Here is a 25454-nt window from a genome sequence, read left to right as displayed (position 1 = left end):
GTATTTTTATTTTACCCGTTTACACCTTAATTATCTTCCATAGGAATGGATATGGTATTATTCAACCAATCTCTTGTATAGCAAAGTAGTTCTGTCTCGACCTTATCTCCAATAATAGTCATATTGACAACCAAGCGATAAACATATCCGGATTTTACACCATGCAAAATATTCCCCTCCTTATTGATCACAAACTGCCTTGTCGTTCTTTCCTCGCTATTTCCGACCTTAAACCGGACTTGTATTTTCACTTGATCACTTTCTGCCGCCGCCAGATTCCGGAACGAGTAAAAAGACAATACATTTTTATTCTCTACAAAAGAATAAGTTGACGGAAGCTCCGATACTCCATCATATACCTCCACATTACACGTCTTATTCTCCTGCAAATAAGTCGCATTTTTATGAGTTTGCTCATTTGTCGTATAACTCTCAGGATTCAAGTTCAACAGATCCACTCCTGTAACAGTAATCTTCTCTTGAACAGATGCTCCTTGAAAACCAGAAACATTAAATTCCGCAAGTTCTATACGAGCGGTTAGCTGAGAAAGAGGGACTGGACCAACTTCTAAAGGTTTTTCCAATGCTTCCCTAATTGTCGCATAACCGGCAAAGTTGGAATCAAAATTGATATTCATTTTCCCTACTTTAACTAAAGCATCCTTATTATCCTGTATTATATCGTTTATATCACTTTCCGATTGACAACCCGCAAACGATTTAGAGCTATTAGCGATTACCATTACGGAGTAAGGGCTAGGCTTTTTCACTTTCACGATTACTTTTGCCCAGTCATCTTCCGTGCCGTTTTTCTTTTTAACGATATAATTCTCGCTATTTACAAACAGCCCTTCCATTATCGAATTGACTTGCCCACCCTCAAAAAAAATCAATGTACAATTATTAATCTTTGCCTCGTCCATGGAAGCAGGCAATGTCCCTACGCCAGACAAGGATTTTGTCTCCAAAGAAAAAAGAGAAACTTTCATAGAAAGGGGAACCTCTCCCTCCTCTATCACAACACTCCCCGAATGTCCTTTCTCTATATCCCTCAGCGCATCATCATCCATTGAGCACGAGACCGCCAGCAGTAACAAGCAGATACTTGAGATTATCGTCTTTATTTCCATATTCTTATATTTATTCGTTCAACCTCCTTATTCTTGATAAAAGACATTAAGATGGATTGAGTTCAGATAGGACTAATACCTTTCCTTCCATTCCAAATACTTGTCAGATTGCATATTCTATCCAATTTTATTATTTTGGTAGACATTATTTTCAGATCAGCTCAATTTGCCATTCAATAATGGAGAGGGTTGATCTTTCCTTATTTAGCCTATTTTCCTACGTAACTCACCGCCCTTAGTCCTATCTGTACTAGATACCGGAAATTTGTAAGTTAGGCTTTTTACACTGGCAAAATTAAATGGATACATTAATGAATGGAATAGGCGGAACTTTCAACTTTAAGGGGTAAAACTAGCAATTTAAGGTTTGTTGAAATAAACGATAGAGAATCCTATCATTTCGATAGAGATACCCATGCTGCCAGAGAAACATTATAGGTCATGGTTGCTTTTTTATGAATAGGAACAAAGATAATCGTTTAATTCACTATCTTTGTGGAAGTATAAACAAATGAACAAGATAACTATGAAAAATAAATCATCGTTAGTACGTTTCGATTGGGCGATCAAACGTTTACTTCGCCAAAAGTCCAATTTTGTAGTCCTCGAAGGTCTTTTATCCACTCTTCTCGGAGAGGACGTGGTGATCGTACGCATCCTTGAAAGCGAGGACAAGTTCAATCCGGTAGACGTATTGGCGGAAAACGACAAAGGCGAACTTGTAATCATCAAGGTACAGAACAACCGGGAGCTAGACTATTTCCACCGTATGCTCTATGGCAGATCCAAGACCGTCACCGAGTATATCCACGAGGGAGAGAAATATGGAACCATCAAGAAAATATATTCCGTAAACATAATCTATTTCAGCCTTGGACAGGGAAAGGATTACGTATATCACGGGAAGACCCAATTCAGAGGCATTCATTTTGATGATATACTGAAACTATCCACCCGCCAACGGGAACAATTCGTCAAACAGGAAGCCAACGATATTTTTCCGGAATATTACGTATTACGTGTCAACGAGTTTGACGAACTGGCGAAAACGCCTCTCGACCAATGGATCTATTTCTTGAAAACAGGAGAAATAGATGAGCATGCCACTGCCAAGGGATTACTGGAGGCACGCGAGAAGCTACGGATCGACAGGCTCAGCCCTTCCGAGAAAAGCCAATACTACGCCCACATGGAAGCCCTTCGATATCAAAAGAGCGTCATCGAGACCGGATGGATAGAAGGACATGCGGAAGGGAGAGCTGAAGGCATAGCAGAAGGGAGAGCAGAAAGCATAGCCAAGGGACGAGAGGAAGGCATTGCAGAAGGACAGAACCTAGAGAAACGTCAAATTGCCGCCAACTTGAAAAAGCAAGGGCTTTCCATAGAGATAATCGCAAACTGCACCGGGCTTTCTCCGGAAGAAATAGCGAATTGCTAATACCTATTTATATAAAGGGGGAATCAAAAGATTCCCCCTTTATACATATCATCGAAATTCGAATGCTGTCCGTTCATCTTCTGGGCCTCCTCGCTTTCTGGATTCAGTTCCAAAGATTTCTTCAAGTCCTCGAACGCACCGGTCTTATCACCTTTCAGATTCTTGGCTCGCCCACGCTCACTATAAGCCTTGGCAAAAGACGGATTCGTCTCGATCGCCTCGTCGAAGAAAGCGATCGCCTCGTCATATTTCTTTTGCTCGATCAGTAACTGACCAGATAAGATACAAGCGTCCTCATTAAACGGATTTAGATCTAGGACCTGCTGGAAATCAGAATTCGCGGCCTCGATATCCCCTAAAGCCATATGAATACGTCCTCTCAATAAATAAGAACTTTCCTCCTCCGGCACGATCTCGATCGCTTTCTCCACATCGGGCAGCGCCTCTTTAGCTTGTCCCAGTCCTAAAAGAATCTCCGCACGCAATAAATAAGCATCGGCGAAATCCTCCTTCAAGGAGATCGATCTCGTCAAGTCGGCGATAGCGCCAAATACGTCATTCGTCGCTTTCTTCGCTTTTGCCATCATGAAATAAGCGACATGATTAGAAGGCTCTAGCTCGATCACGTGCAAACAATCGGTTATGACCTCCGCATCCTTATCCAACATAAACAATAAGTTAACGCGAGTCAAGCGGGTAGCGATATGATCCGGCTCCATCTCAACCATCCGGTTCAACACATCCTCGGCTTTCCCTAGATCGTTCGCCATCGTATAAGCGGAAACGAGATAGCTCATCGTCTCAAAATCCTCCTGTATATTCAGTGCCTCCGTAAAGCATTTGATCGCATAAACAAGTTTTCCCATCTTCTGGGCACGTACGCCGTCGTATTTCAAGATATCAAAGTTCTTCTGCTCGTTCTTCGCCTTATCCTCCGTCGCCTCGGCCGGTTTGGAAGAAGAGAATAAAGATGTAAAGAAATTTCCCATGGTCTTATTCCTTAATTATTATAGTTTTACATTATTAGAATTCCACCGCAAAGTTACGGTAATATATTTGAATTTTCAGCCGTACAAGCGCCGGAAAAAACACGTACGTGTTTTTGGAAAAAGTCGTACATGTTTTTCGGAAAACACGTACATGTTTTTTCAAGCTGACAATCATTCACCGAAAAGGCCGTTTCGCTTATTTATTTTCATTTTTTTAATTAAAATGTAACAGATCGTTTTCCAGTATTTTATAATTTTGCGATTGTTTTTAATTTGGCTGAAAGTTGCTCAATCCTTTGTAGAAACCTTTTAAGCTAGCCACAAATATAGAATATGGAGAATATAGAGACAGGACTTTTGTTAATGGTAGTTGGAATGACCACCGTATTTGCTATCCTTTTGATCGTTATCAATCTGGGAAAAGGACTTATCGTCTTGGTGAATAAATACGCACCGGAAGAGATCATAGCGAAGAAACCAGTAGCGGCAGCCGTTCGGGTACAAACGGCCACTCCAACGCAAACCACCGCAATCGGCAGTCTTTCCGGACAGGAGACAGCCGCCATCGTATCGGCAATCAGCGCCGTGACCCGTGGACAGGGGAAAGTTATCAAAATTGAGAAAGTATAAATAATACATATTAATATCATGAAAAGAGAAATCAAATTCAGTTTGGTCTTCAGAGACATGTGGCAATCTGCCGGAAAGTATGTCCCGACCGTAGACCAACTAACCAGAGTCGCTCCGGCAATTATCGAGATGGGCTGTTTCGCCCGGGTGGAAACGAATGGCGGAGGATTTGAACAAGTCAACTTATTATTCGGCGAGAATCCTAATAAAGCGGTCCGTGAATGGACAAAACCTTTCCATGCGGCAGGTATCCAGACGCATATGTTGGACCGCGCGTTGAACGGCCTTCGCATGAGCCCGGTACCCGACGATGTACGTCAGCTATTTTATAAGGTAAAGAAAGCGCAGGGAACGGATATCGCCCGCACGTTCTGCGGTTTGAACGACGTACGGAATATCGCCCCATCTATTAAATACGCGAAAGAGGCCGGTATGATCTCACAATGCTCCTTGTGTATCACGCATTCTCCGGTACATACGGTTGAGTATTATACCAAGATGGCATTCGAGTTGATCGAGCTCGGAGCGGATGAGATTTGTATCAAGGATATGGCCGGTATCGGACGTCCGTACACATTAGGCCGTATCGTAGCCAATATCAAGGAAAAATATCCAGAGATCCCGATCCAATATCATAGCCATGCCGGTCCCGGCTTTAACGTAGCTTCCATCATGGAGGTTTGTAACGCAGGTTGCGACTATATCGACGTAGGTATGGAGCCGCTTTCTTGGGGTACAGGACATGCGGACTTGCTGACCGTACAGGCGATGTTGAAGGACGCCGGTTATAAGGTGCCCGAGATCAATATGGAGGCTTATATGAAGGTTCGTGCCTTGGTTCAAGAATTCATGGATGATTTCTTGGGATTGTATATCAGCCCGAAGAACCGGTTGATGAATTCCTTGCTGATCGGACCGGGACTTCCGGGCGGTATGATGGGTAGCTTGATGGCGGACCTTGAGAAGAACCTAGAGACGATCAACAAGAGCAATATAAAGAACAACAAACCGCTGATGTCTCAAGACCAGTTATTGATCAAGTTGTTCGACGAGGTAGCTTACGTATGGCCACGTGTCGGTTATCCTCCATTGGTAACTCCATTCAGCCAATACGTGAAGAACCTAGCTTTGATGAACGTCATGCAGATGGAGAAGGGGAAAGCCCGCTGGAGCATGATCGCCGACGATATCTGGGATATGATCCTCGGAAAGGCCGGACGTCTTCCGGGCCCGTTGGCTCCCGAGATCGTCGAGAAGGCGAAGGCCGAAGGCCGCCAGTTCTTCGAGGGCAATCCTCAAGACAATTATCCGGACGCATTGGATAAGTATCGAAAGTTGATGAACGAGAAGCAATGGGAAGTTGGCGAGGATGAGGAAGAACTCTTCGAATACGCCATGCACCCCGCTCAATACGAGGCATATCGCTCCGGAAAGGCCAAGGTCGAGTTTAAGGCAGACGTGGCAAAACGTAAGGCAGAGAAAGCGAACGCCGGTAAACCGACGGTACCCGCCACTCCAGCCGCACCGGCTCCGGCACCTGCCGCTGCATTAACGATGCCGACTACTCCGCAAGTCATGACCGTAGATGTAAACGGGCAAGCTTACCGTGTGACCGTCGCTTTTGGTGATACCAACAGCGCGACTCCGGAAGTTAAACCGACAGCGGCTCCCGCCCCGACAGCCCCGGAGACAACAAACGCTCCCGCAGGCGCTGGAAAAGAGGTGCTTTCTCCGCTGGAAGGTAAATTCTTCCTTATAAAGAACGCTTCCGATACACCGGTGAAGGTAGGCGACGTAGTGAAAGAAGGTGATGTCCTTTGCTACGTGGAGGCCATGAAAACATACAATGCCGTACGTGCCGAGTTCGGGGGAACGATCACGGCGATCTGCCTGTCTTCCGGTGATGCCGTATCTGAGGATGATGTATTAATGACGATTCAATAATGAACGAGATATTTCAAAACTTATATGAGATGACTGCGTTCAGCAATATCATTGCTGAACCGCAGTTCTTGATCATGTATGCCATAGCGTTCGTATTGCTCTACCTCGGTATCAAGAAACAATACGAGCCACTATTGCTCGTGCCTATCGCGTTCGGCGTATTGCTCGCCAATTTCCCCGGAGGCGATATGGGAGTGATTCAAGCGGATGAGAATGGGTTGATTAATGTACACGGCGTGATGAGAAACATCTGGGAAATGCCGCTGCATGATATCGCACACGAGCTTGGCTTGATGAACTTCATCTATTATATGTTGATCAAGACGGGCTTCTTGCCGCCGATTATCTTCATGGGTGTCGGTGCGTTGACCGACTTCGGCCCAATGCTCCGCAACCTTCGCCTATCCATTTTCGGCGCCGCGGCCCAATTGGGAATCTTCACGGTGCTTTTGGTAGCGATCTTGATGGGATTCACACCGAAAGAAGCCGGATCTCTTGGAATCATCGGAGGTGCCGATGGCCCGACGGCTATCTTCACGACCATTAAGTTGGCGCCTCATTTATTAGGCCCGATCGCTATCGCAGCTTATTCTTACATGGCTTTAGTTCCAGTTATCATTCCTTTGGTAGTTAAACTATTGTGTACGAAGGATGAGTTACGGATCAACATGAAAGAGCAAGAGAAGAAATTTCCTTCCGACACGGAGATCAAGAACTTGCGTGTATTGAAGATTATCTTCCCGATCGTGGTAACTACCGTAGTCGCCTTGTTTGTTCCCAGCTCCGTTCCATTGATCGGTATGCTGATGTTCGGTAACTTGATAAAGGAGATCGGGACAAATACGTTCCGACTGTTCGATGCGGCTTCCAACAGCATCATGAACGCCGCGACGATCTTCCTTGGATTATCTGTCGGAGCTACCATGACATCAGAGGCGTTCTTGAACCTGACAACAATCGGTATCGTAATCGGCGGTTTCTTGGCATTCGCCTTGTCTATCGCCGGAGGTATCTTCTTCGTTAAGATTTTCAATTTGTTCACCAAGAAGAAAATCAATCCGCTTATCGGAGCCACGGGTTTAAGTGCTGTACCCATGGCCTCTCGTGTGGCGAATGAGATCGCGTTGCAATATGATCCGAAGAACCATGTCTTGCAATATTGCATGGCTAGTAATATCTCGGGGGTGATCGGCTCAGCGGTAGCTGCCGGCGTGTTGATTTCCTTCTTGGGATAAATAAGATTAAATAGTATGAGTAGATGGTGGGAGACGGGGCATGCCCCGTCTCTACAACCGGAATCAGGAGAAATCGGCCAACCTTAACATCTATTAGTATCCAAAATGACTTTTTAGATAAATAATTTCCCCGAAATGCTGTAATCCAAAAATATTTAGTTTAATTTGTGACTTGATATAGGAATGTATTTATCCTTTTCTTAAAAGCGATTGTATATGAAGGACACTCTTGAGACTAATTTGCCGGAAGAAGCCGGGAAATTGGAAGAAACTAAAAAACCGGTTGAGACGCCGGAAATCGATGCTACCGCAGACGTTGAAGCCAACGATACAGCGGAGGCGGATGCTGCTATTGCCGCAGGTAAATTAACCAAAGAAGAAATTCTCGCTAAGTTAACCGAACTTGTTGAGACTTCCGTAGAGACTTCCCGTGGAGAAGTAGAGGCTTTGAAACAGGCTTACTACAAGATCCGTCGTAACGAGGTGGAAGAGCTTAAGAAAGTATTCATCGCTGATGGTGGCGAAGAAAAGGATTTTACAGCCCCCGCTGACGAAACCGAGAACAAGATCAAGGATTTGCTCACCTCTTATAAAGAGAAAAGAGCCGCTATCCTCGCCGAGGAAGAGCGTGTAAAGGCCGCTAACTACGCTTTGAAATTGCAGTTGATCGACCAGTTGAAAGAGCTTTGCGAAAGCCAAGATGATTTCAATAAATTATACAACTCTTTCAAGGACATCCAACAAAGATGGAAAGAGGTGAAGGCCGTTCCCCAAGAGCACGTGAACGAGCTTTGGAAGAACTATCAGATCTACACCGAGAAATTCTATGATATTATCAAGATAAACAATCAGTTCCGTGATTACGACTTCAAGAAGAATCTGGAATTGAAGACCGCCTTGTGCGAAACCGTAGAGAAACTAGGTAACGAGCCGGATGTTATCTCCGCTTTCCACCAGCTTCAGAAGCTGCACCAGCAATGGCGTGAGATCGGGCCGGTAGCGAAAGAGTTACGTGAGGACTTATGGGCTCGCTTCAAAGCTGCCTCAACCGTGATCAATAAGCGTCACCAAGAGCACTTCGAGAAACTGAAAGCGAAAGAGCAGGAGAATCTGGATGCGAAGACCGTGATTTGCGAACAAATCGAGGCGATTGATTTCAGCGCGTTGAAATCGTTTAAGGATTGGGAAGAAAAGAATAAGGAGGTAATCGGCTTGCAAGAGAAATGGAAGACGATTGGTTTTGCTCCGAAAAAATATAACGTAAAGATATTCGAACGTTTCCGTGCCGCTTGCGATGTCTACTTCGAGAAGAAGAGCGAGTTCTACAAGGCGATCAAGAGCGATATGGAGAAAAACCTCGACGCTAAACGTGCGTTATGCGAGAAAGCCGAGGCTTTGAAGGATAGTACGGACTGGAAGGATACGACGGATAAGATGATCGCTTTGCAGAAAGAATGGAAGACGATCGGACCGGTAGCCCGTAAGCATTCCGACGCTGTCTGGAAACGTTTTATCTCGGCTTGTGATTATTTCTTCGAGCAAAAGAATAAGAACGTTGTTTCCCAAAAGAGCATAGAGCAGACCAACTTGGCCGCTAAGAAAGAGTTGATCGCTAAGATTAAGGGCATGGACGAGAGCCTTGGACATGATGAGGCTATCACGACCTTGAAGTCTTATATGGCGGAATGGAACACGATCGGTTTCGTACCGTTCAAGGAGAAAGATAAGATCTACAAGGAATATCACGAGGCGGTTGACCAACAATTCGATCGCTTGAAGGTAGACCAGAACGATCGCAAGATGCAGTCGTTCCGCAACAACCTAAACGAGATGACCAGCGGCGAAAGAGGTAAAGGCCGTTTGTTCAGCGAGCGTGATAAGTTGATGCGTATGTACGAGCGCATGAAGAACGAGCTTCAGACTTACGAGAACAACATCGGCTTCCTAAGCATTTCCTCCAAGGGCGGCGGCGGTTTACTGAAAGAAATGGAACGCAAGATCGAAAAACTGAAAGAGGATATGGCTTTAACAGTCAAGAAGATCGATGCCATCGACGAGAATCTGGAATAACAATCTCATAAACCCGAGCAAAGCCGTCCTTTAAAAAGACGGCTTTGTTGTTTTTACGCTTTTATGTCACGGATACATTATTTCAATCCCGGCCACGAGACGGCCGTACTTTTAGGGACACAGAACTACACGGCACCGACAAATGTCCGTAAAATGCAAAAAGACTTGGCGCTGCTGCCGGTTTGGTATGCGGAAGAGGATGATTTTGTCTATCTGGAAGATAGTAAGGCAGCCCCTCCGTTTTTCTCCCATTTACCCAAAGACCTACACCCGGCTCCTATACCTGTAACAAAAGCGATGCTGATGAAAAACGCTCCCTACCTCTCTCCTATGGACGCAGCCCCGTGGGGACTTTCCCCGCATAGTCTTCATTTATTCGAGCAGTTGAGGGACAAGGCAAAAGTCCGGCTATCCGTCCCGACTTGGAAAGAGGATTATTTTCGCCTTACCGGTAGGCAAACGGCGGCGGAATGTCTGGAAAAGATACAGGCCCTCCTACCCGATCTCCCTATTCCGGTAGCGCCTCGTTTCTGCACGAAAATCCGGGAGGTGGAGAGATACATGCTCTTATGCAACGCTCCCTTCGTATTAAAAACACCCTATTCCTCTTCCGGACGGGGATTGCTATGGGTAGAGAAACGAAAACCGGATACAAAAACGAAAAACTGGATAGAGGGCGCATTCAACAAACAAGGAATGATCAGCATCGAAAGCGGATTAGACAAAGTACAGGATTTCGCCATGGAATTTTATTCCGACGGGCAAGGTACTGTCCGTTACGAGGGATTATCCGTTTTCAATACCGAGGAGCGAGGCTCCTATACAGGCAACATCCTAGAGGAACAATCCACCATGCTCTCTCGCATCACCCGATTCACGGGCGAAGAAACCTATTCCCGCATCCAAGAGGCGGTACGCTCTGTATTACAAGAAGTGTACGGATCTACTTACGCGGGCTGTATAGGCGTGGACATGCTGGTCTATAGACAAAAGGATGGATCTTTCGCTATTCATCCCTGCATTGAGATCAATATGCGATACACGATGGGAATGGTCGCTTTACGTCTATTCCAGCATTATGTAGCGCCTAGGGCTGTTGGCGATTACCGGGTTTCTTACGAGAAGGAAGCCGGAGAAGCTCTCGAGAAACACCGCCTCATGTCTGAGACTTATCCACTTCGCTTTGCGAATGGAAGGATTCAAGAAGGCTACCTCTCATTATGCCCCGTCACGAAAGACACACATTATCGAGCCTATTTATTGCTCATATAACAGATTATTCATTACATTTGTAAAAATCTTTAGACCTCAGTAATACCATTAATAAATTTATCATTATGAAAAGATTATCAATCTTGGCCGTATTCATGCTGATCAGCGTGATCACGTTCGCCCAACAAGCCCTTTGGGGTAGTCAGAACATCATCTCTCCGGAGATTCATCCGGATAACACCGTAACCTTCCGGTTCATGGCGCCCAAAGCGATCAAGGTGCAGGTAACAGGAGATTTCCTTCCCACACAGAAGATGGAGACTCAGTTCGGTTTAGTGGATGTACCCGGTACCGTAGATTTAAAGGAAGGTAAAGAAGGCGTTTGGGAATATACCACACCGGAACCTCTTCCCTCCGAATTATATAGTTACTCCTTTATTGTCGACGGATTAAAGACTACAGATCCGAACAATGTCTATCTGAACCGTGACGTGGCATCCGTTACGAATATCTTTATCATCAAGGGTGGACAGGGCGATTTATACAGCGTTAATGATGTTCCTCACGGAACGGTCGCTCGCCGTTGGTATGAGAGCCCGACATTGGGAAAGACCCGCCGTATTACCGTTTATACGCCGGCTGGCTATGAGACAAGTGGCAAAAAATATCCGGTATTCTACCTCTTACATGGCATGGGTGGCGACGAGGAAGCTTGGATCGCCTTAGGACGTACGGCCCAAATCTTAGACAATTTGATCGCCCAAGGTAAGGCAAAACCGATGATCGTGGTTATGACAAACGGAAACGCGGATCAAGAGGCCGCTCCGGGAGAATCCAGCCTAGGTTTAGTTAAGCCGAATATGCAACTACCTAAAACCATGGAGGGTAGCATGGAAAGCAGCTTCCCGGATGTCATTAAGTTTATCGAGAGCAATTACCGTGTAGAAAAGAAGAAATCCAGCCGTGCGATAGCCGGACTTTCCATGGGTGGTTTCCATTCTTTGCATATATCTAAGCAATATCCGGATATGTTCGATTACGTGGGATTATTCTCTGCCGCTATCCTCCCCCGCGAAGGCTCCGAATCTCCCATCTACCAGAATATGGATGAGAAGCTGAAAGTACAATTCGGCAAGCACCCGAAATTATACTGGATCGCTATCGGTAAAACCGACTTCTTATACAAGAACAACGTAGACTATCGCAAGAAACTAGACGATAGCGGCTACAAATACGAATACTACGAGAGCGACGGCGGCCATATCTGGAAAAACTGGCGCATCTACCTCACAAAATTCGCCCCAATGTTATTCAAATAACAAAATACCCCAGTTGTAGAGACGCGGCATGTGCCGCGTCTCTATGACCTAGCTACAGTCATGTAATTACAACGTATTCTTAAGGATACGCTTAAATACAACATCTCTGAGATTACGGGCGATCGGGATTTGATAGGATTCGATACGTAATCTATTCCCTTCTACCAGATCGACACGATCCGCATTAATTATATACGATTTATGCGTTTGGAGAAATTGATCATCGGGTAGGGATTCCCCGATCCGCTTCAAGGTTGAATGGGTCAATACTCTACCGGAAGTAGTATAGATACTAACATAATTTTCCAACGCCTCTACAAATAAGATATCTCTTAGGTAGATCTTACGCATTTGCTTCTCGCTTTTCACGAAGAACGAGGCATCCGTATCCGGCGTATTCTCCCGAGCCAACAGGTCGTGCACCTTATTCACGCCTTTTAAGAAACGCTCAAAGGAAATAGGCTTCAGCAAATAATCCACGACATCCAGCTCATACCCTTTCAAGGCATATTGCTCATAAGCGGAAGTAACGATCACTTTGGGAGGCTGGTTTAAGGTCGCCAATAAATCCAAACCGGAAAGATAAGGCATCTCGATATCTAACAAAAGTAAATCCGGCTGCTGAGTTTTCAACAGGGTATTTAATTGGATAGCGTCCTCACATACACCGGTCAAGGAGAGAAAATCCACTCGCTCCACATACGATTGCAATCCTTTACGGGCCATCGGCTCATCATCTGTTATCACGCAGGTTATTGTCATATTTCTTCTATTTCAATCATTAATTCCGCTACGAACTCAGTCTCTTCTTTCCGGGTTTCCAAACGGTGCTTACTGGGATACAATAAAGATAATCGGCGGCGTAAATTTACCAGACCGATGCCTTTACGTTGCCGTTCATCCACCGATTTACGCAACGCTTCGTCCTCCGCTGAAAGCTCGGGGATGGAGTTTCGTATAAACAAACTGATCCGGTTATTTTCCCATTTCATGATAATATCCAATTGATAATCGCCACCTACGTATTTAAAAGCGTTCTCTACCAACGGGAGGAAGAGTAACGGATAAATATTCAGTTCATTCAATTCGGGCGGAAACTCTACACGCAACCGCAGGCGTTCACTCATACGAAGCTTACGCAAAGCTATATAAGTTTTCAAATAATCAATTTCTTGTAGGATACTGACCTTCTGATTACCGCCATACAGTTGGTAACGCAAGAGTTCGGATATCATCTCTAACGTGCGACGAGGCGCCTTGTTACTTTCATCAATCTGGAAATAAACGGTATTGAGCGCATTAAACAAGAAGTGAGGATGATATTGGGATTTCAAGAACTTCAATTCCGTCTGTAATTGATCATTCTTGATCTTTTCGAGTTGGATACGCTGCTCGGCGTAATCTTTATCCAATACTTGAGCTCGCTGAACATTATAGACCATAAACGCAAACAAGCTCCCTATCACGTTCGCAATTATTATATCGTCCATATGGAAAGTATCACCGATAAATATACGGGTTATTGCCAACGTAGCATTCACACCCAATATAATAAATAAGAAAGGCATTCCATACGATCTCCAAACAAATTTCCACCTATTCGGTTCTTTCGCTCTTCGGCTCTTCTCGATCTGGCTTCCAAAGTAAATAAAAAACAAATAAGAGACAAAGATTAGAATCACGATCTCTAGGATACTATTCCCCAAGGACTGTGTCCAGTAGTGTCCTTCTTTCGTATAATCCGTTACCCAGCGGATACAAGAATACAAAGAGACCGCAAAAATCAAGGCATATATCCACTTATATATCTTTTTCATAAACCATTTGTCTAGAGGTTTCACAAATTTATTCTTTTACTTTCATCTACGCTATGCTTCCGGCGAGATTCTTTCACCTCCAAACCACGATTTATACGATAGGTCAATGAAATACCGACTACCGTCCGGTTCATCCGCTCTTTTATAAAAGCGTGCTGGGTGGGAGTCATCACGCTCATTCTCGATACATTCGAATGGAAAATATCCCGTGCGAATAACTGGATCGTTCCCCGGCCTTTCCATATCTTCTTCTGGATACCGGCATTTATTTGCCATAACGGATAGATCGTAGCTTGTCCCGCCGCCATTTTCCCATTATAGAAACCGATAAGTTCAGCGCTCCAAGTCCGGGCAAAGCTAAACTGATTCGAGATCCCGATATTCGGCGTCCATCTCTTATTCACCTTTACTTGATAATTCTCCGGTAAACGATACCGGTTATAGATCCAGGATGCGCTGACGTTCACGTTCCAAAATGAGGTTAACGGTAATTGGGAGGTACTGAGCCGGGGACCTACGCTGACGCGGGAAGAGAGATTTTCCGGTGAGACATAAACGACATAGTTCCCTTGATCCAAATAGCTCTTGATAATTACATCCTTCGTATAATTGAAAGCAAGCCCCACCCGGAATAAATCGCCATGTATATAGGCCAGTTCCAGATTATCGGATAATTCCGGGCGTAATAAGGTGTTACCTTTATCATACGTATACTCATCGTGGATATATACAAACGGATTCAGGTCCCGGTAATTCGGACGGACAATCCGTTTGCCATAAGTAAGCGACAGACTATTCCCATTCCTCAAGGCATACTGAACAGAAAGCGTTGGGAACAAGTGCGTATAATGATTGGTAAACGAGGAGTCTCTTTGATAAGCGTTACCCGATTGTTCGCCCTCTATGCGGGTATTTTCCAGACGAAGACCTGCCTCCAGACTTATAGAAGAGAATTTGGCGTCAAGCTGTACATAGCCCGCGTTTATATTCTCGTCATACTGAAAATCACAACTCAAGTCATGGTCCGGTTGCCAAGAATCACCTTGTAACCGATTATAATCAGCGTTATTATCAATAGAGACAAAAGAGGTCTTGGCGCCTGCATGGAACGTGAAGGATTTCGAGAAAGGCCACACCAGATTCGCTTGTCCGGAGTATAAATGGATTCCTCCATCCATATCCCCAAACAAGGTATCTTGGCTATTCAAATATTGGTCTTCCTCGTATCGATAACGCAAGTAGTCCATAGAGGCATCCAAGACCCCGCCATCGGAGTTAAAGGTATGTGTTAAACTTAAAACAGCCGTAAAATTATCCTGCGAACGATTCTGGTCGTTCAAGGTACGAAGCAAACCTCCGGTTTGCGGAGATCGCTTAGGAATGGATGAGTTCATGTCTCCCTCAACCTTGCTACCCGCCAGATTTCCATCCGTGGAAAGCCCTATCGTAGTCTTTTCCGACATTTGATAATCGATCCCGAAACGATAATAGTTTGACTTATTCTTCCAAGTTCGATAGGAAGATTGCGTCATCTGCCCGGTCTCCCCTTCCGGCCGCCAACCTTCCAGATAGCTTCTCTCCACATACAAATCATCGTAATCATTCTTCCGGGAATAGGAATAAGAGAGATAGAAGTTGAACTTATTCGTCCGCAGATTCAAGGTAGTAGAAGCGAAACCTTCCCCATATTTACCTTGGTCATAACTACCATTTACCGAAAGGTTCATTCCCCTTCGCAATATCTTCTTCGTACGTATATCGATAATACCGGAGTTTCCGCTAGCGTCGTAACGTGCCGAGGGATGCGTAATCAAATCGATTTTATCCGTAATGGAGGCAGGAGTCGATTTTAAGAGATTGACAAGATCTTGCCCCGATAAATAGGTAGGCTTACCATCCATCAAGATATTCGCCCCGTTTTGACCATTCAAGAAAATAGTGCCATCATTTTGTATCACGACTCCCGGCAAACTGGTCAACACGTCGTAGACATTCCCTTGGCTTTGGGTGATAGAGGCATCCAGCCTATAAGTCATCTTCCCCGGTTTCATTTCTACCGTAGGGAGCTTAGCCATGATCACCACCTCCTGTAACTTCTGGTCCGCTATCGTATCGACCTGTCCCCAACCACAAAAAGGGGTAATTATCAATAGAACTATTATAAAAAGATTCCTGCTCATGTCGTTTTTATATCAAAATTACATCAGCAGGAGTATCCAATCAAATTATTTTGACCAACGGAAGTATCCGGGGGATGAAAGGTAAGAAAACCTTTTATATAGTCGGTTTATCCACCCGTCCGGCAAATAAGATAGCACCCGTACTCTTCTCCTTTAGGACATAGCCGAAGGGATGGTCAAAACGAAGTTCGGAAATAGTAGGGGCAGGAGAATCCATAAATAGATTCATATCAGCCATAGTCACGGCAGCCGCCTCTGTTCCGGACTCGTTTACCTCAATAAAGGTTTTCTGTTTTACCTCATTTACATATACAGAGGCATCACACATCATTGAGAAATCAGCCAAAACCGGATCAAATGCGTCTGAGATCCCCATCACTCGCATGATCTCTTTCAAATCCATCGAAGGAGACTCAAACTTGAACCGCGGAAGATATAGTTTCAGATTCTGCCGTTTCATCTTATCAATCCAATGATTCCACTCCGTATCATCCAGCCCTTCGATAAGGCGACTCAACGCAACTTCATCGTCTGCGCTAGGCATGAATACGACAAGGCTAAACGCACCATTGCCATAAGGTAACTCCACGACAGAAACCTTATCGTCTACATAGCAATCAGTAGTATTCTCCTGCCGCATGGTGGGTACTTTTATCTCCTCCCCACTATTCAAATAAAAAGGTTCGTCTTTCGTATCCTTTTCCTTAAACTCCGAAGTCCATACCCCCTTAAAATAAATAGCGTTAATCAAAAGAGAGACGGCATCGGAAGAAGAATCATCAAGGATCTTTTGTATTAAATTATTCGTCTTATCGGCACACCAACGGTTTACTTTATCCTTCGTCCCATCATTAAACGGCTCATTGTAAACCTCTGCGTTATAATACATCTTATTGGTCTTAACAAAAGATTCCAACACCTTAAAGTCGTCCCTAACCCACACGCTATTGGCATTGGTAAAAATCGTACGTCCATCCAATTTAGGCAGCTCCGTTTGCATCATTTGCGCATAGGCGTTTATCTCTTCGTAGGTAAAGTTCTCATAGCCCAAAGTCTCTTGGATCTCCTTATAGGTATTTCCATCCGCGCCATTCAGGACCATGCCCAAACAAAGGTTCACACTCAAAGGAGATATACAAAAGTCAGCCTTTTGCCTACGAGCCATCTCTCTATAAAAATCGAAAGAGAATTTTTGTACTTTCGCATTTACCTCGGCGGATTTAGAGGTCAAGGGAATGTCATATCGTTCCGTATCCTGACCGAAATTATCTCCCTCCAAATCATTTTCGCAGCTTGTCAATGCAAATAACGGGATGCACAGGCATAAGAATAGGTAGTAAGTGCTTTTCATAATACAATGATTTAAATGTTCCTATATATAATATAGATGCGCAAGATACACATAATGTTGCATTTTATCTATCTTATTTAAAGACATTAGATTGTTTTCACTCGCCGTTTTATACTTAAATAAATTTAATGTACGCACGTACATTAATACCGTATCAAAATATCTCCATCAACAAACAAGCAATGCTTCCAGTATGAAATCTCCTACTTTTGCCTTCTGAAATGAATAACTTGCGGCTTGTCGAGTGAATAACTAACGAGTATACCCAGTGAATAACTAACGGCTTTAGAAGTGATTAGTTATTCACTTCTAAACGCTTTTTCCAGCTGTTGATCAAGCAAAATTCTCATTTCCATAAAGTCATCCACGAAGAGGCTTTTCTGTCTTTTTGAGTAGTATTAGAGCTTTTCCATAACATCTCATTTCCACAGGAATCACAAGATAAAGGAGGGGAGATAACAATAAACAGTGCTTTTCCAATGAAAAAGACCGTTTTCGATACACATTAGGCGACAAAAGCCTACACATACGGTCGCGTTAAGCAACGCCAGTAGTGCCATTGGGCATTATAAGCAGTCGCAAATAGGGTTGTAAGTAGTCGTGAATGGGCATTCTTACCTCCTTATAGCCCTATCGTAACACCGTTTTTCCCTCCTTTTGCTCCATCGGATATGAATTACGATGAATTATTTTCGCTAGAACAAAAGGCTATTTTTCGGCATTGCTCTATCAATGAACCGATTGCTGATTTATTTTTTCAAATTCAAGCACAAGACGTACCTTAGCCCGGAAAAACCGATTCTCCGGGACTTCCGATTACAAATTGTCAATCCTAACAGATTGTCATGTCCTTCGATCGTCTTTCTCGAAATCTCCCAAAGATGATTATCAATTCAATAAAAAAACGTATTTTTGTCACATACAATCTATAAACAACCCAAGATATGGAAGTGACAGTCAAGAAAGTAGAAATTACCTTACCGGAGGTAGACATGGCCTTGCTCAAAGAACTGGCCAAGAAATTCGGTTGGAATATCGGCAGGAAGAAGTCCGGTATAGAGAAGGGGCTGGAGGATATCAAGGCAGGAAGGGTTTATAAGGCCAAAGATATGGAAGATCTAAAAAAGCATTTGCTAAATCAATAAACCATGTACGACGTACAGACTACCAAGCAATTTGATAAGAGTTTCAAGAAATGCTTGAAAAGGAATTGCAATCCAGAACTCCTATGGGAGTTATCGGCATTCTTCAAGAAACCGGTTCCCTCCCAATGCAATATCACCCCCATAAACTAAGCGGTAAATTTGAGGGCTTATGGGAATGCCATATTAAAAGCGACTGGCTCTTAATATGGCAACAAAACGATACCGAACTGGTCTTGATCATGACCGATACCGGTACACACACTGATTTATTTTAAGACTTGGGATGATCCACTCGGCCTGCGAATAAAATGGCACCCGTACTATTCTCCTTTAAGACATAGCCGAAGGGATGATCAAAACGAAGTTCCTTTAAAGTGGTAGCGGGAGGAAGCGCACTTGTATCCATATCTACTATCGTAACAGCGGCGGCTTCCGTGCCGGACTCATCGACCTTAATAAAGGTATTTTGTTTTATCAAGCCTATAAATAAAGGCTGTTCGGTTGATATATTCGTGAAGTCTGCCTCCGACTTAAAGGCATCCTTGACTCCCAATGTCCTCATCACATCTGTTAAATCCATACTTGATTCCATCGTAAAGTGAGGCAAATAGAGGTCGAACGAATAAGAACTCAGGTTGCTCATCCACTGGTTCCAACGATCCGCATCCAAGTCCGCAATCAACTCATCTAGCGAGGTTTTCTTCTTATCGGACGGCATAAAAAGAACCAGACTAAACGCTCCGTTTCCATAAGGTAGTTCCACGACAGATACCTGCTCATCACCATAATAATAATTTGTCGCTTGTTGTTTCATGGTAGGAACTTTGATCTCTGATCCGTCCTTTAGATGGAACGGCTTGTCCTTTGTATCTCCCTTATCGAACTCCATTTTCCACACTCCCTTGAAATAAATGGCGTTGATCAGGCATGCCAATGTATTGGGACTGATTGTCTCCAGCATCTTAGGGATCAAATCATTCGTTTTATTGGCGCACCAATGGTTGATCTTGTCCACCGTCTCCATATTGAACGGCTCGTTATAAACCTCGGCATTATAATACGTTTGATTGGTCTTTACAAATGGTTCCAGCATTTGGAAATCATCCTTGATCCACATACTATTCGCATTCATGAAAATAGTACGACCATCCAACTTGGGAAGCTCCGTCTGCATCATTTGGGCATAAGCGTTTATCTCCTCGTTGGTTAAGCCCTCATAACCTAAGGCTTCTTGTAGCTCTGTATACGTATTACCATTCGCCCCATTCAATACCATACCCAAACAAAAGGAGGCGCTTAAAGGAGAGATACAAAAATTCGACTCCTCCTTGCCAGCCATTTCCTTATAAAAATTAAAAGCGAACTTCTGCCCTCTAGCGTTTACCTCTAGCGATTTAGTATCCAAAGGTATATCATATCGCTCAGTATCGGTTCCGAAAGGTTCTTCAGAAGAATCATTGTCACACCCAGTCAACGCAAACAAAGGTATGCAGAGACAGAGCGACAGGAATAGGTAATTGTTGGTCTTCATAACTTGATATTTTTAATGTCCTTATATCTAATTGATGAATAGGTCTCCATTAAAGTTGCATCCCGCCTATATATTTATCACAACAGTAACTCAACGGATGGAAACGTAGGGATATAATAAAAGCCGTATCACTGCGGATCAGTTATACGGCTAAACTGGAGTAAGCTATGACGGGAGATGATGATCAGCGGTTATGCTTGATCAGATTCATAAACTCCTCGCGCGTCTTAGCTTGTTGGAAAAAGCCGGTGAAATCAGAGGTAGTCGTCAAGGAATTTTGTTTCTCCACGCCACGCATCTGCATGCACATATGTTGCGCCTCGATCACGACCATCACGCCCAACGGGTCCAAGGTCCTCTGGATGCAATCCTTGATCTGCATCGTCATACGCTCCTGTATCTGGAGACGGCGGGCGAAGATATCCACTACCCTAGGGATCTTGCTTAAGCCCGTAATATATTTCTTGGGGATATAAGCCACGTGGGCCTTGCCGAAGAAAGGCAACATATGATGCTCACAAAGGGAGAAGAAATCGATATCTTTCACGATAACCATCTGTTTGTAATCCTCTTCCTGAAACATGGCGGAACGGAGCACCGCCTCCGGGTCCTCATGATATCCCTTGGTTAAAAACTGCATGGCTTTCGCCACACGTTCCGGCGTTTTAAGCAGACCCTCACGCCCGGCATCCTCACCCAGCAAACCCAATACTTCCTTATAATGGCCGGCCAAAGCTTCCCGTGTACGTAGCGTCTCTTCGTTTACTTCTGACATCATCTTTAATTTAGGGGAATTTTTATCTCTTCTCGTACGATATACATTTCCTTCCCGTATTTCGGGAAAGCACCCATCAACAGGCGCATCATATGATAGGCCTCCTCATGCGAGCGGAAATCTCCCACACGCAACTTCCAGAACGGGGCGTTGTAAGTGACATACGTCGGGATCTCTGGAAAAAGCTCCTTGATTTCCTTCTCCTTACGAAAAGCCTCGTCTTTCGAGACCCGTTGGTTATTACCGGAAAATACCTGCGTACGATACCCTTGTACCTTCAAGAAGGTAAGGCTATCGGTCGTCTCCACGTTCGCTCCACGCATACGCTCACCCACCATCTCGCGGATAGCGGCGGATTGATTGATAACGACCTCGCCTTTTCCCAAACCGGATCTCTGCAACGCATCGAATATGGTCGAACGCTCACCTTCCAACGCCGTCTGAGCGAATAAAGATGAAGTACCGGCCATCATAAAGGCAAATAGCAATAAGATACAAGGAATTCTTTTCATAGATAGAATATTAAAAAGAGTATCTTTCCCCATTCATTGAGGGGAAAGATACCTTCTTATTATGAATTAATTAAAAAGCCTCGATAATCGGCATGAATTTGTCAACGGCCAAAGAAGCGCCACCGATCAAACCACCGTCTACGTTCGGTTTAGCGAACAATTCCTTAGCGTTACCGGCGTTACAGCTACCACCGTAAAGGATCGTGCAGTTATCAGCTACCTCATTGCCATATTTAGCGGCCAAAGTAGCGCGGATGTGAGCATGGATCTCCTCAGCTTGCTCAGCGGAAGCAGTCTTACCTGTACCGATAGCCCATACCGGCTCGTAAGCCAAGACGATCTTGCCGAAATCCTCAGCGGAAAGATCGAACAAAGAACCAGCGATTTGAGCGTCTACTACCTCGAAGTGCTTGCCAGCTTCTCTCTCCTCCAAAACCTCACCGATACAGAAGATCGGAGTCAAACCGTTAGCCAAAGCCAACTCAACCTTCGTCTTCAAGATCTCCGGAGTCTCATGATAATAAGCACGTCTCTCAGAGTGGCCTAAGATCACATATTTCGCGCCAGTAGAAGCTACCATAGCGGCAGAAACCTCACCTGTATAAGCACCTTTTTCCTTGTCAGCGCAGTTCTCAGCTGCAACACCGATCTTGTTTGTATCGATAGCGGCAGCAACGCTTGCCAAGTGAGTGAACGGAGTACCGATGATCACATCGCAATTCGGAGTCTTACCCTTCAAAGCCTCGTCCAAACCTTTAGCCAAAGCAAGACCTTCAGCAAGAGTAGTGTTCATTTTCCAGTTTCCTGCAACAATATTCTTTCTCATAACTTAATAATTTAAATATGTAATACAAATAAATCTCTATTCAGATTCTTTTCCTTTCCGGCGACGGCGATTGCGCAAGGCATCGTATCCCCAAACCAGCAACAAAGGTACGGTAAAACTTAATAGGTTGGTTATTAGCCGGGCATCTTCTTTCGCTTTCCAGTCGGTATTTCCTTCCAGATAGCCGTTTACGATCGTTTTCAGGTCTTCTTCCTGTGGGATATCGTTGTAATGCCACTTCATCAAGATCGTACCTTTCTTCAGCAAGACCAATCCCGGATTGGAGCGGATGATTGTTTTCAAAAGGACATCATCGGCCATAAGAAACGGATACTCGGCACCGGTATTATCACTCCATGTAGCGATAGCCTCGGCGGAAGAACCCGTCACGCAATAAAAGCCCAAGCCGTTCTCCAAGGCGTAATCGTATACATTGTTGATCTCGTCGATACGCTCATCATCCGCATTCTCCAGACGGGGAGCGATCAAAAGGAAGAGACCTTTCGGGTCGTTCAGCAACTCATCAGTCACGTCTGCGTCATTCTCATTATAGATATGAAATGTGGTAACGGGGGGAACGTATCCTTGTTTGACCAGCTTGGTCTTTGAATCCACGAAAGTCCACGTACTATCATCGGCCGGGGCGTTCTCCAAAGAAAATTCTTTCTGTACGCCATCCTTCTCGTAAATAAAAGAATACGCATATTCATCCTCGGGCGCACCTTCCGGTATCGACATCAAGGCAGAGATATTCGCACCCAACTTATAGGGACGGAAATCCAAGATCGGCAAATGATTATAATTCCGGTAAGCGAAACCGATAGCGAAGACATATGCCCACAAGGCCACGAACCAGTAGACATGGTAGGTATAGCCTTGTAAAAGCCGCTGATTATGGATGAACACGTAAATAGCGGCGGCCAAAAGTACGACATTCTTATAGAAGGTCTGCCAATTACTGATCACCAAGGCATCCCCGAAGCAACCGCAATCCGATACGGGATTGAAGATCGCCAGATACAGCGTCAGCGGCGTCATGAAAGACATCATCAGCAAGGTCAAGAAGGTCGTATACCGCCGATACACTCCTACTAACATACATACACCCAGCATGAACTCCAGAGCGGACAAATTAAAGGAGATCAATACCGTAAAGGGTTGCAGCTTATCCAGCCCAAAGGAAGTCAGATAGTCGCCAATCTTAATGGCGCCTCCCATGGGATCGACAGCCTTCACCGTTCCGGAGAAGATAAAGACAACTCCCAATAACAGGCGGCAGACCTCTGCGATCACTTTCTTTACGGTTTCCTTATATTCCATGTAGCTCACTCCTCGCCAAACTCCAGCTTAATCAAGCCGAAGAGGGCATAATTGATCATATCCATGTAGTTGGCGTCCACTCCCTCGGAGACGAGTGTCTTGCCTCCATGACTCTCGATTTGCTTGGTCCGATAAATCTTCATCAAAATAAGATCCGTGTACGAGCTGATACGCATACTGCGCCACGCCTCATCATAGTCGTGATTCTTGGCGTACATCAGTTCCTTCGTCTCAGTGATGTATTTATCGTATAATTCCAAGGCTTTATCTATCGTGATATCGGTCGTATCCGCGAATCCCAACGCCAACTGGATCAAACCGATCACGCCATAATTAACGATGGCGATAAACTCCGGACGGATTCCCTCGTCCACCATGCTCGTCCCCTTAATCTCCAAGCTACGGATACGGTTCGCCTTGATAAATATTTGGTCAGTAACCGACTGGGGACGCATAATCCTCCACGACGGCCCGTAATCTTTCAACTTCTTCTCGAACAACTCCCGGCACAGGGAGATCACTTGCTCGAATTGTTCCTTTGTATTTGGCATACTATCCTAGATTATACCCGCGAATATAGGAAAAAAGACGTAGATGTTCTCGAAAATTCAAGACAACAAAAGCTAATAAGATAAATGAAAAGAGGTTACAACAAAAAGGAGCCACTTTATAAGCGGCTCCTTTTCGTTTCCTTACATCTTATATATCGTTATGAACAGCGTAATGAGCGTCCTAAGCGCAACACGGTAGTCTTTGTGATACCGTTCAATTCGCAAAGTTTACTAACGGAAGTACCGTATCTTTTAGCGATAGCGCCAAGCGTATCACCGGATTTAATACGATGATAAACCGGAGTAGCCTCCACATCATTCATTGTATTCGTGTCTTCTCCTAAAGAAGCGGTAGCGGAAGAACTTGCCTGTACCGTGATTTTCTTAGAAGATCCGGAAGCGGTCGATTTCTTTTGAGTTTGAGCTTTTGGAGTCGCTTTAGCCGCGGTTTCCACACCGGCACTACAACGAATGGACTGGCCGATACGTAACATAGAAGTAGATTTCAATCCATTTAAACGACAAAGCTCATTCACTGTCGTACCATATATACGTGCGATTTTACCTAAGGTATCACCGGATTTTACACGATGGTACACCATCTGACTATTGGAAGATGTATAGATATTGCTCTTACGTCCGTTAATCTTGACGTTACGAAACACATATTGATCCTGATGAGGTATTGAGTTCTCGAAGTCAATAATATCAGCCGGGTTAATAGCCTGTCCAAGAAAACGAGTCTCAAAATGCAAATGAGATCCCGTAGAGCGTCCTGTATTTCCCCCTAAAGCGATCGGATCTCCAGCCCGTACGATATCGTTCACACCTACTAAGAATTTAGATAAATGACCATATACAGTCTCTAAACCATTCGGATGGCGAATCACAAGATAATAGCCATATCCCCTACGCTCGAAATTCTTGATACGCACCTTGCCGTCAAACGCCGCACGGATCGTATCTCCAATTTGCACTTTCAAGTCTATCCCCTTATGCATCCGTCTACGGCGAGGACCATACTTTGAAGTGACCCTTGTCATAGAGTCCATAGGCAAGACAAAAGTAGAACAATCGATTACGCAAGAATCCGGCATATCTACCTTTTTACCCCGGAAAGGATTCACCCATTCATTTGTCCATTCGCCATATAATTCATCGGCAGGGAACATCAAGTTCTCTCTCGCCTCCAACTCCGCTTTCTCATTAATCTCCGCAAGCTCCTTCAAAGCCATATCTTTCTTAAAGCCAACACGGTCAGCCATTAACTCAGATACACGCTTGTCCATAAGTTTGTGGGTTGGATGATTGGGAGTCTCCGGAGTTTCCGGTTTCACCGGGTTCTCCGCATTAGCAGTCGATACCATCACAGCGGCACAACAAATGAATAGAAATGTCCTTATACTCATTTTTTGATAACTTTCATTCTTATAATTCAGGATAAAACGGCAATACCCGGCATCTCTGCCTGATTGTCAA

Annotated in this window: 21 protein-coding genes and 1 pseudogene; 9 read left to right on the top strand and 13 right to left on the bottom strand. The window is 44.5% G+C overall.

All coding sequences use genetic code 11. The features are described 5' to 3' along the window. Positions 1–26: 26 nt before the first annotated feature. Positions 27–1130 carry a hypothetical protein gene (locus DWY79_RS04270; protein ID WP_122368911.1) on the bottom strand — a complete coding sequence of 368 codons (1104 nt, stop codon included), beginning with the start codon at positions 1128–1130 and terminating at the stop codon, positions 27–29. A 526-nt stretch (positions 1131–1656) separates the two neighbouring features. Between DWY79_RS04270 and DWY79_RS04265 the strand changes: the two genes are divergently transcribed. Continuing rightward, positions 1657–2568 (top strand): PD-(D/E)XK nuclease family transposase, encoded by a 912-nt coding sequence (locus tag DWY79_RS04265; protein ID WP_122368978.1) that lies wholly within the window; start codon positions 1657–1659, stop codon positions 2566–2568. A gap of 23 nt (positions 2569–2591) precedes the next feature. On the opposite strand, the gene DWY79_RS04260 is transcribed toward DWY79_RS04265, so the two are convergent. Then, the gene (locus tag DWY79_RS04260) at positions 2592–3557 is read right to left on the bottom strand and encodes a tetratricopeptide repeat protein (protein ID WP_008773956.1); all 966 of its coding nucleotides are present in this window, start codon (positions 3555–3557) and stop codon (positions 2592–2594) included. A 333-nt stretch (positions 3558–3890) separates the two neighbouring features. Between DWY79_RS04260 and DWY79_RS04255 the strand changes: the two genes are divergently transcribed. The 6 genes from DWY79_RS04255 to DWY79_RS04230 all read left to right on the top strand — a co-directional run bounded on the left by DWY79_RS04255 (position 3891) and on the right by DWY79_RS04230 (position 11967). Further along, positions 3891–4187 (top strand): OadG family protein, encoded by a 297-nt coding sequence (locus DWY79_RS04255; protein WP_008773957.1) that lies wholly within the window; start codon positions 3891–3893, stop codon positions 4185–4187. A gap of 18 nt (positions 4188–4205) precedes the next feature. Next, positions 4206–6131 (top strand): biotin/lipoyl-containing protein, encoded by a 1926-nt coding sequence (locus DWY79_RS04250; protein ID WP_005861011.1) that lies wholly within the window; start codon positions 4206–4208, stop codon positions 6129–6131. Then, complete coding sequence (locus DWY79_RS04245; RefSeq protein WP_122368910.1) at positions 6131–7366, top strand: sodium ion-translocating decarboxylase subunit beta; 1236 nt, start codon at positions 6131–6133, stop codon at positions 7364–7366. Before DWY79_RS04250 ends, DWY79_RS04245 begins: the two co-directional genes overlap by 1 nt. Positions 7367–7582: 216 nt before the next feature. Next, positions 7583–9436 carry a DUF349 domain-containing protein gene (locus DWY79_RS04240; RefSeq protein ID WP_008780630.1) on the top strand — a complete coding sequence of 618 codons (1854 nt, stop codon included), beginning with the start codon at positions 7583–7585 and terminating at the stop codon, positions 9434–9436. 63 nt (positions 9437–9499) lie between these two features. Beyond that, complete coding sequence (locus tag DWY79_RS04235) at positions 9500–10708, top strand: hypothetical protein (RefSeq protein ID WP_122368909.1); 1209 nt, start codon at positions 9500–9502, stop codon at positions 10706–10708. A 65-nt stretch (positions 10709–10773) separates the two neighbouring features. Further along, complete coding sequence (locus DWY79_RS04230) at positions 10774–11967, top strand: esterase (protein ID WP_122368908.1); 1194 nt, start codon at positions 10774–10776, stop codon at positions 11965–11967. 66 nt (positions 11968–12033) lie between these two features. Here DWY79_RS04230 and DWY79_RS04225 read toward each other — a convergent pair whose 3' ends face one another. The 4 genes from DWY79_RS04225 to DWY79_RS04210 form a co-directional block, all read right to left on the bottom strand. Then, positions 12034–12729 (bottom strand): LytTR family DNA-binding domain-containing protein, encoded by a 696-nt coding sequence (locus DWY79_RS04225; protein ID WP_122368907.1) that lies wholly within the window; start codon positions 12727–12729, stop codon positions 12034–12036. Next, on the bottom strand, positions 12726–13784 hold the full coding sequence (locus DWY79_RS04220; RefSeq protein WP_057319263.1) for a sensor histidine kinase: 1059 nt from the start codon (positions 13782–13784) through the stop codon (positions 12726–12728). The genes DWY79_RS04225 and DWY79_RS04220 overlap by 4 nt, the downstream gene beginning before the upstream one ends. Before the next feature lie 20 nt (positions 13785–13804). Next, positions 13805–15964, bottom strand: a complete 2160-nt coding sequence (locus DWY79_RS04215; protein ID WP_122368906.1) for an outer membrane beta-barrel protein — start codon at positions 15962–15964, stop codon at positions 13805–13807. Between the two features lie 94 nt (positions 15965–16058). Next, on the bottom strand, positions 16059–17315 hold the full coding sequence (locus DWY79_RS04210) for a serpin family protein (protein WP_070103032.1): 1257 nt from the start codon (positions 17313–17315) through the stop codon (positions 16059–16061). A 944-nt stretch (positions 17316–18259) separates the two neighbouring features. On the opposite strand from DWY79_RS04210, the gene DWY79_RS04205 reads away from it, so the two are divergent. Further along, entirely contained in the window at positions 18260–18460 is a 201-nt protein-coding gene (locus DWY79_RS04205) for a hypothetical protein (protein WP_034532133.1), read from the top strand. A 3-nt stretch (positions 18461–18463) separates the two neighbouring features. After that, a pseudogene (locus tag DWY79_RS04200) lies at positions 18464–18735 on the top strand (type II toxin-antitoxin system YafQ family toxin). Here the strand turns inward: DWY79_RS04200 and DWY79_RS04195 are convergent. The 7 genes from DWY79_RS04195 to DWY79_RS04165 form a co-directional block, all read right to left on the bottom strand. Then, positions 18732–19991, bottom strand: coding sequence for a serpin family protein (locus DWY79_RS04195; RefSeq protein ID WP_122368905.1), 1260 nt, complete (start codon positions 19989–19991; stop codon positions 18732–18734). The pseudogene DWY79_RS04200 and the gene DWY79_RS04195 overlap by 4 nt on opposite strands. A 184-nt stretch (positions 19992–20175) precedes the next feature. Then, positions 20176–20766: a GTP cyclohydrolase I FolE gene (gene folE / locus DWY79_RS04190; RefSeq protein WP_191215943.1), complete on the bottom strand. Its 591-nt coding sequence runs from the start codon at positions 20764–20766 to the stop codon at positions 20176–20178. A gap of 5 nt (positions 20767–20771) precedes the next feature. Next, the gene (locus DWY79_RS04185; RefSeq protein WP_005860984.1) at positions 20772–21278 is read right to left on the bottom strand and encodes a hypothetical protein; all 507 of its coding nucleotides are present in this window, start codon (positions 21276–21278) and stop codon (positions 20772–20774) included. A gap of 70 nt (positions 21279–21348) precedes the next feature. Next, a complete protein-coding gene (gene tpiA / locus DWY79_RS04180; protein WP_008773970.1) occupies positions 21349–22104 on the bottom strand; it encodes a triose-phosphate isomerase in 756 nt (251 codons plus the stop codon). A gap of 36 nt (positions 22105–22140) precedes the next feature. Further along, positions 22141–23424 carry a BT_3928 family protein gene (locus DWY79_RS04175; RefSeq protein ID WP_122368904.1) on the bottom strand — a complete coding sequence of 428 codons (1284 nt, stop codon included), beginning with the start codon at positions 23422–23424 and terminating at the stop codon, positions 22141–22143. A 5-nt stretch (positions 23425–23429) separates the two neighbouring features. Continuing rightward, entirely contained in the window at positions 23430–23975 is a 546-nt protein-coding gene (locus tag DWY79_RS04170; RefSeq protein ID WP_121773605.1) for a DUF1599 domain-containing protein, read from the bottom strand. 158 nt (positions 23976–24133) lie between these two features. Beyond that, entirely contained in the window at positions 24134–25384 is a 1251-nt protein-coding gene (locus DWY79_RS04165; protein ID WP_122368903.1) for a M23 family metallopeptidase, read from the bottom strand. Positions 25385–25454: the final 70 nt, after the last annotated feature.

This window comes from Parabacteroides sp. AF27-14, from assembly GCF_003635425.1.
In the GTDB taxonomy this organism is placed as follows: Bacteria; Bacteroidota; Bacteroidia; order Bacteroidales; family Tannerellaceae; genus Parabacteroides; species Parabacteroides distasonis.
The sequence above is the reverse complement of the archived record's forward strand: the minus strand, read 5'-3'. Positions and strand labels throughout refer to the sequence as shown.

Excerpts from the sequence above, each read along its gene's own strand:
- DWY79_RS04270 (WP_122368911.1), bottom strand. The coding sequence starts at position 1,130 with ATGGAAATAAAGACGATAATCTCAAGTATCTGCTTGTTACTGCTGGCG.
- DWY79_RS04265 (WP_122368978.1), top strand. The coding sequence starts at position 1,657 with ATGAAAAATAAATCATCGTTAGTACGTTTCGATTGGGCGATCAAACGT.
- DWY79_RS04260 (WP_008773956.1), bottom strand. The coding sequence starts at position 3,557 with ATGGGAAATTTCTTTACATCTTTATTCTCTTCTTCCAAACCGGCCGAG.
- DWY79_RS04255 (WP_008773957.1), top strand. The coding sequence starts at position 3,891 with ATGGAGAATATAGAGACAGGACTTTTGTTAATGGTAGTTGGAATGACC.
- DWY79_RS04250 (WP_005861011.1), top strand. The coding sequence starts at position 4,206 with ATGAAAAGAGAAATCAAATTCAGTTTGGTCTTCAGAGACATGTGGCAA.
- DWY79_RS04245 (WP_122368910.1), top strand. The coding sequence starts at position 6,131 with ATGAACGAGATATTTCAAAACTTATATGAGATGACTGCGTTCAGCAAT.
- DWY79_RS04240 (WP_008780630.1), top strand. The coding sequence starts at position 7,583 with ATGAAGGACACTCTTGAGACTAATTTGCCGGAAGAAGCCGGGAAATTG.
- DWY79_RS04235 (WP_122368909.1), top strand. The coding sequence starts at position 9,500 with ATGTCACGGATACATTATTTCAATCCCGGCCACGAGACGGCCGTACTT.
- DWY79_RS04230 (WP_122368908.1), top strand. The coding sequence starts at position 10,774 with ATGAAAAGATTATCAATCTTGGCCGTATTCATGCTGATCAGCGTGATC.
- DWY79_RS04225 (WP_122368907.1), bottom strand. The coding sequence starts at position 12,729 with ATGACAATAACCTGCGTGATAACAGATGATGAGCCGATGGCCCGTAAA.
- DWY79_RS04220 (WP_057319263.1), bottom strand. The coding sequence starts at position 13,784 with ATGAAAAAGATATATAAGTGGATATATGCCTTGATTTTTGCGGTCTCT.
- DWY79_RS04215 (WP_122368906.1), bottom strand. The coding sequence starts at position 15,964 with ATGAGCAGGAATCTTTTTATAATAGTTCTATTGATAATTACCCCTTTT.
- DWY79_RS04210 (WP_070103032.1), bottom strand. The coding sequence starts at position 17,315 with ATGAAAAGCACTTACTACCTATTCTTATGCCTGTGCATCCCGTTATTT.
- DWY79_RS04205 (WP_034532133.1), top strand. The coding sequence starts at position 18,260 with ATGGAAGTGACAGTCAAGAAAGTAGAAATTACCTTACCGGAGGTAGAC.
- DWY79_RS04195 (WP_122368905.1), bottom strand. The coding sequence starts at position 19,991 with ATGAAGACCAACAATTACCTATTCCTGTCGCTCTGTCTCTGCATACCT.
- folE (WP_191215943.1), bottom strand. The coding sequence starts at position 20,766 with ATGTCAGAAGTAAACGAAGAGACGCTACGTACACGGGAAGCTTTGGCC.
- DWY79_RS04185 (WP_005860984.1), bottom strand. The coding sequence starts at position 21,278 with ATGAAAAGAATTCCTTGTATCTTATTGCTATTTGCCTTTATGATGGCC.
- tpiA (WP_008773970.1), bottom strand. The coding sequence starts at position 22,104 with ATGAGAAAGAATATTGTTGCAGGAAACTGGAAAATGAACACTACTCTT.
- DWY79_RS04175 (WP_122368904.1), bottom strand. The coding sequence starts at position 23,424 with ATGGAATATAAGGAAACCGTAAAGAAAGTGATCGCAGAGGTCTGCCGC.
- DWY79_RS04170 (WP_121773605.1), bottom strand. The coding sequence starts at position 23,975 with ATGCCAAATACAAAGGAACAATTCGAGCAAGTGATCTCCCTGTGCCGG.
- DWY79_RS04165 (WP_122368903.1), bottom strand. The coding sequence starts at position 25,384 with ATGAGTATAAGGACATTTCTATTCATTTGTTGTGCCGCTGTGATGGTA.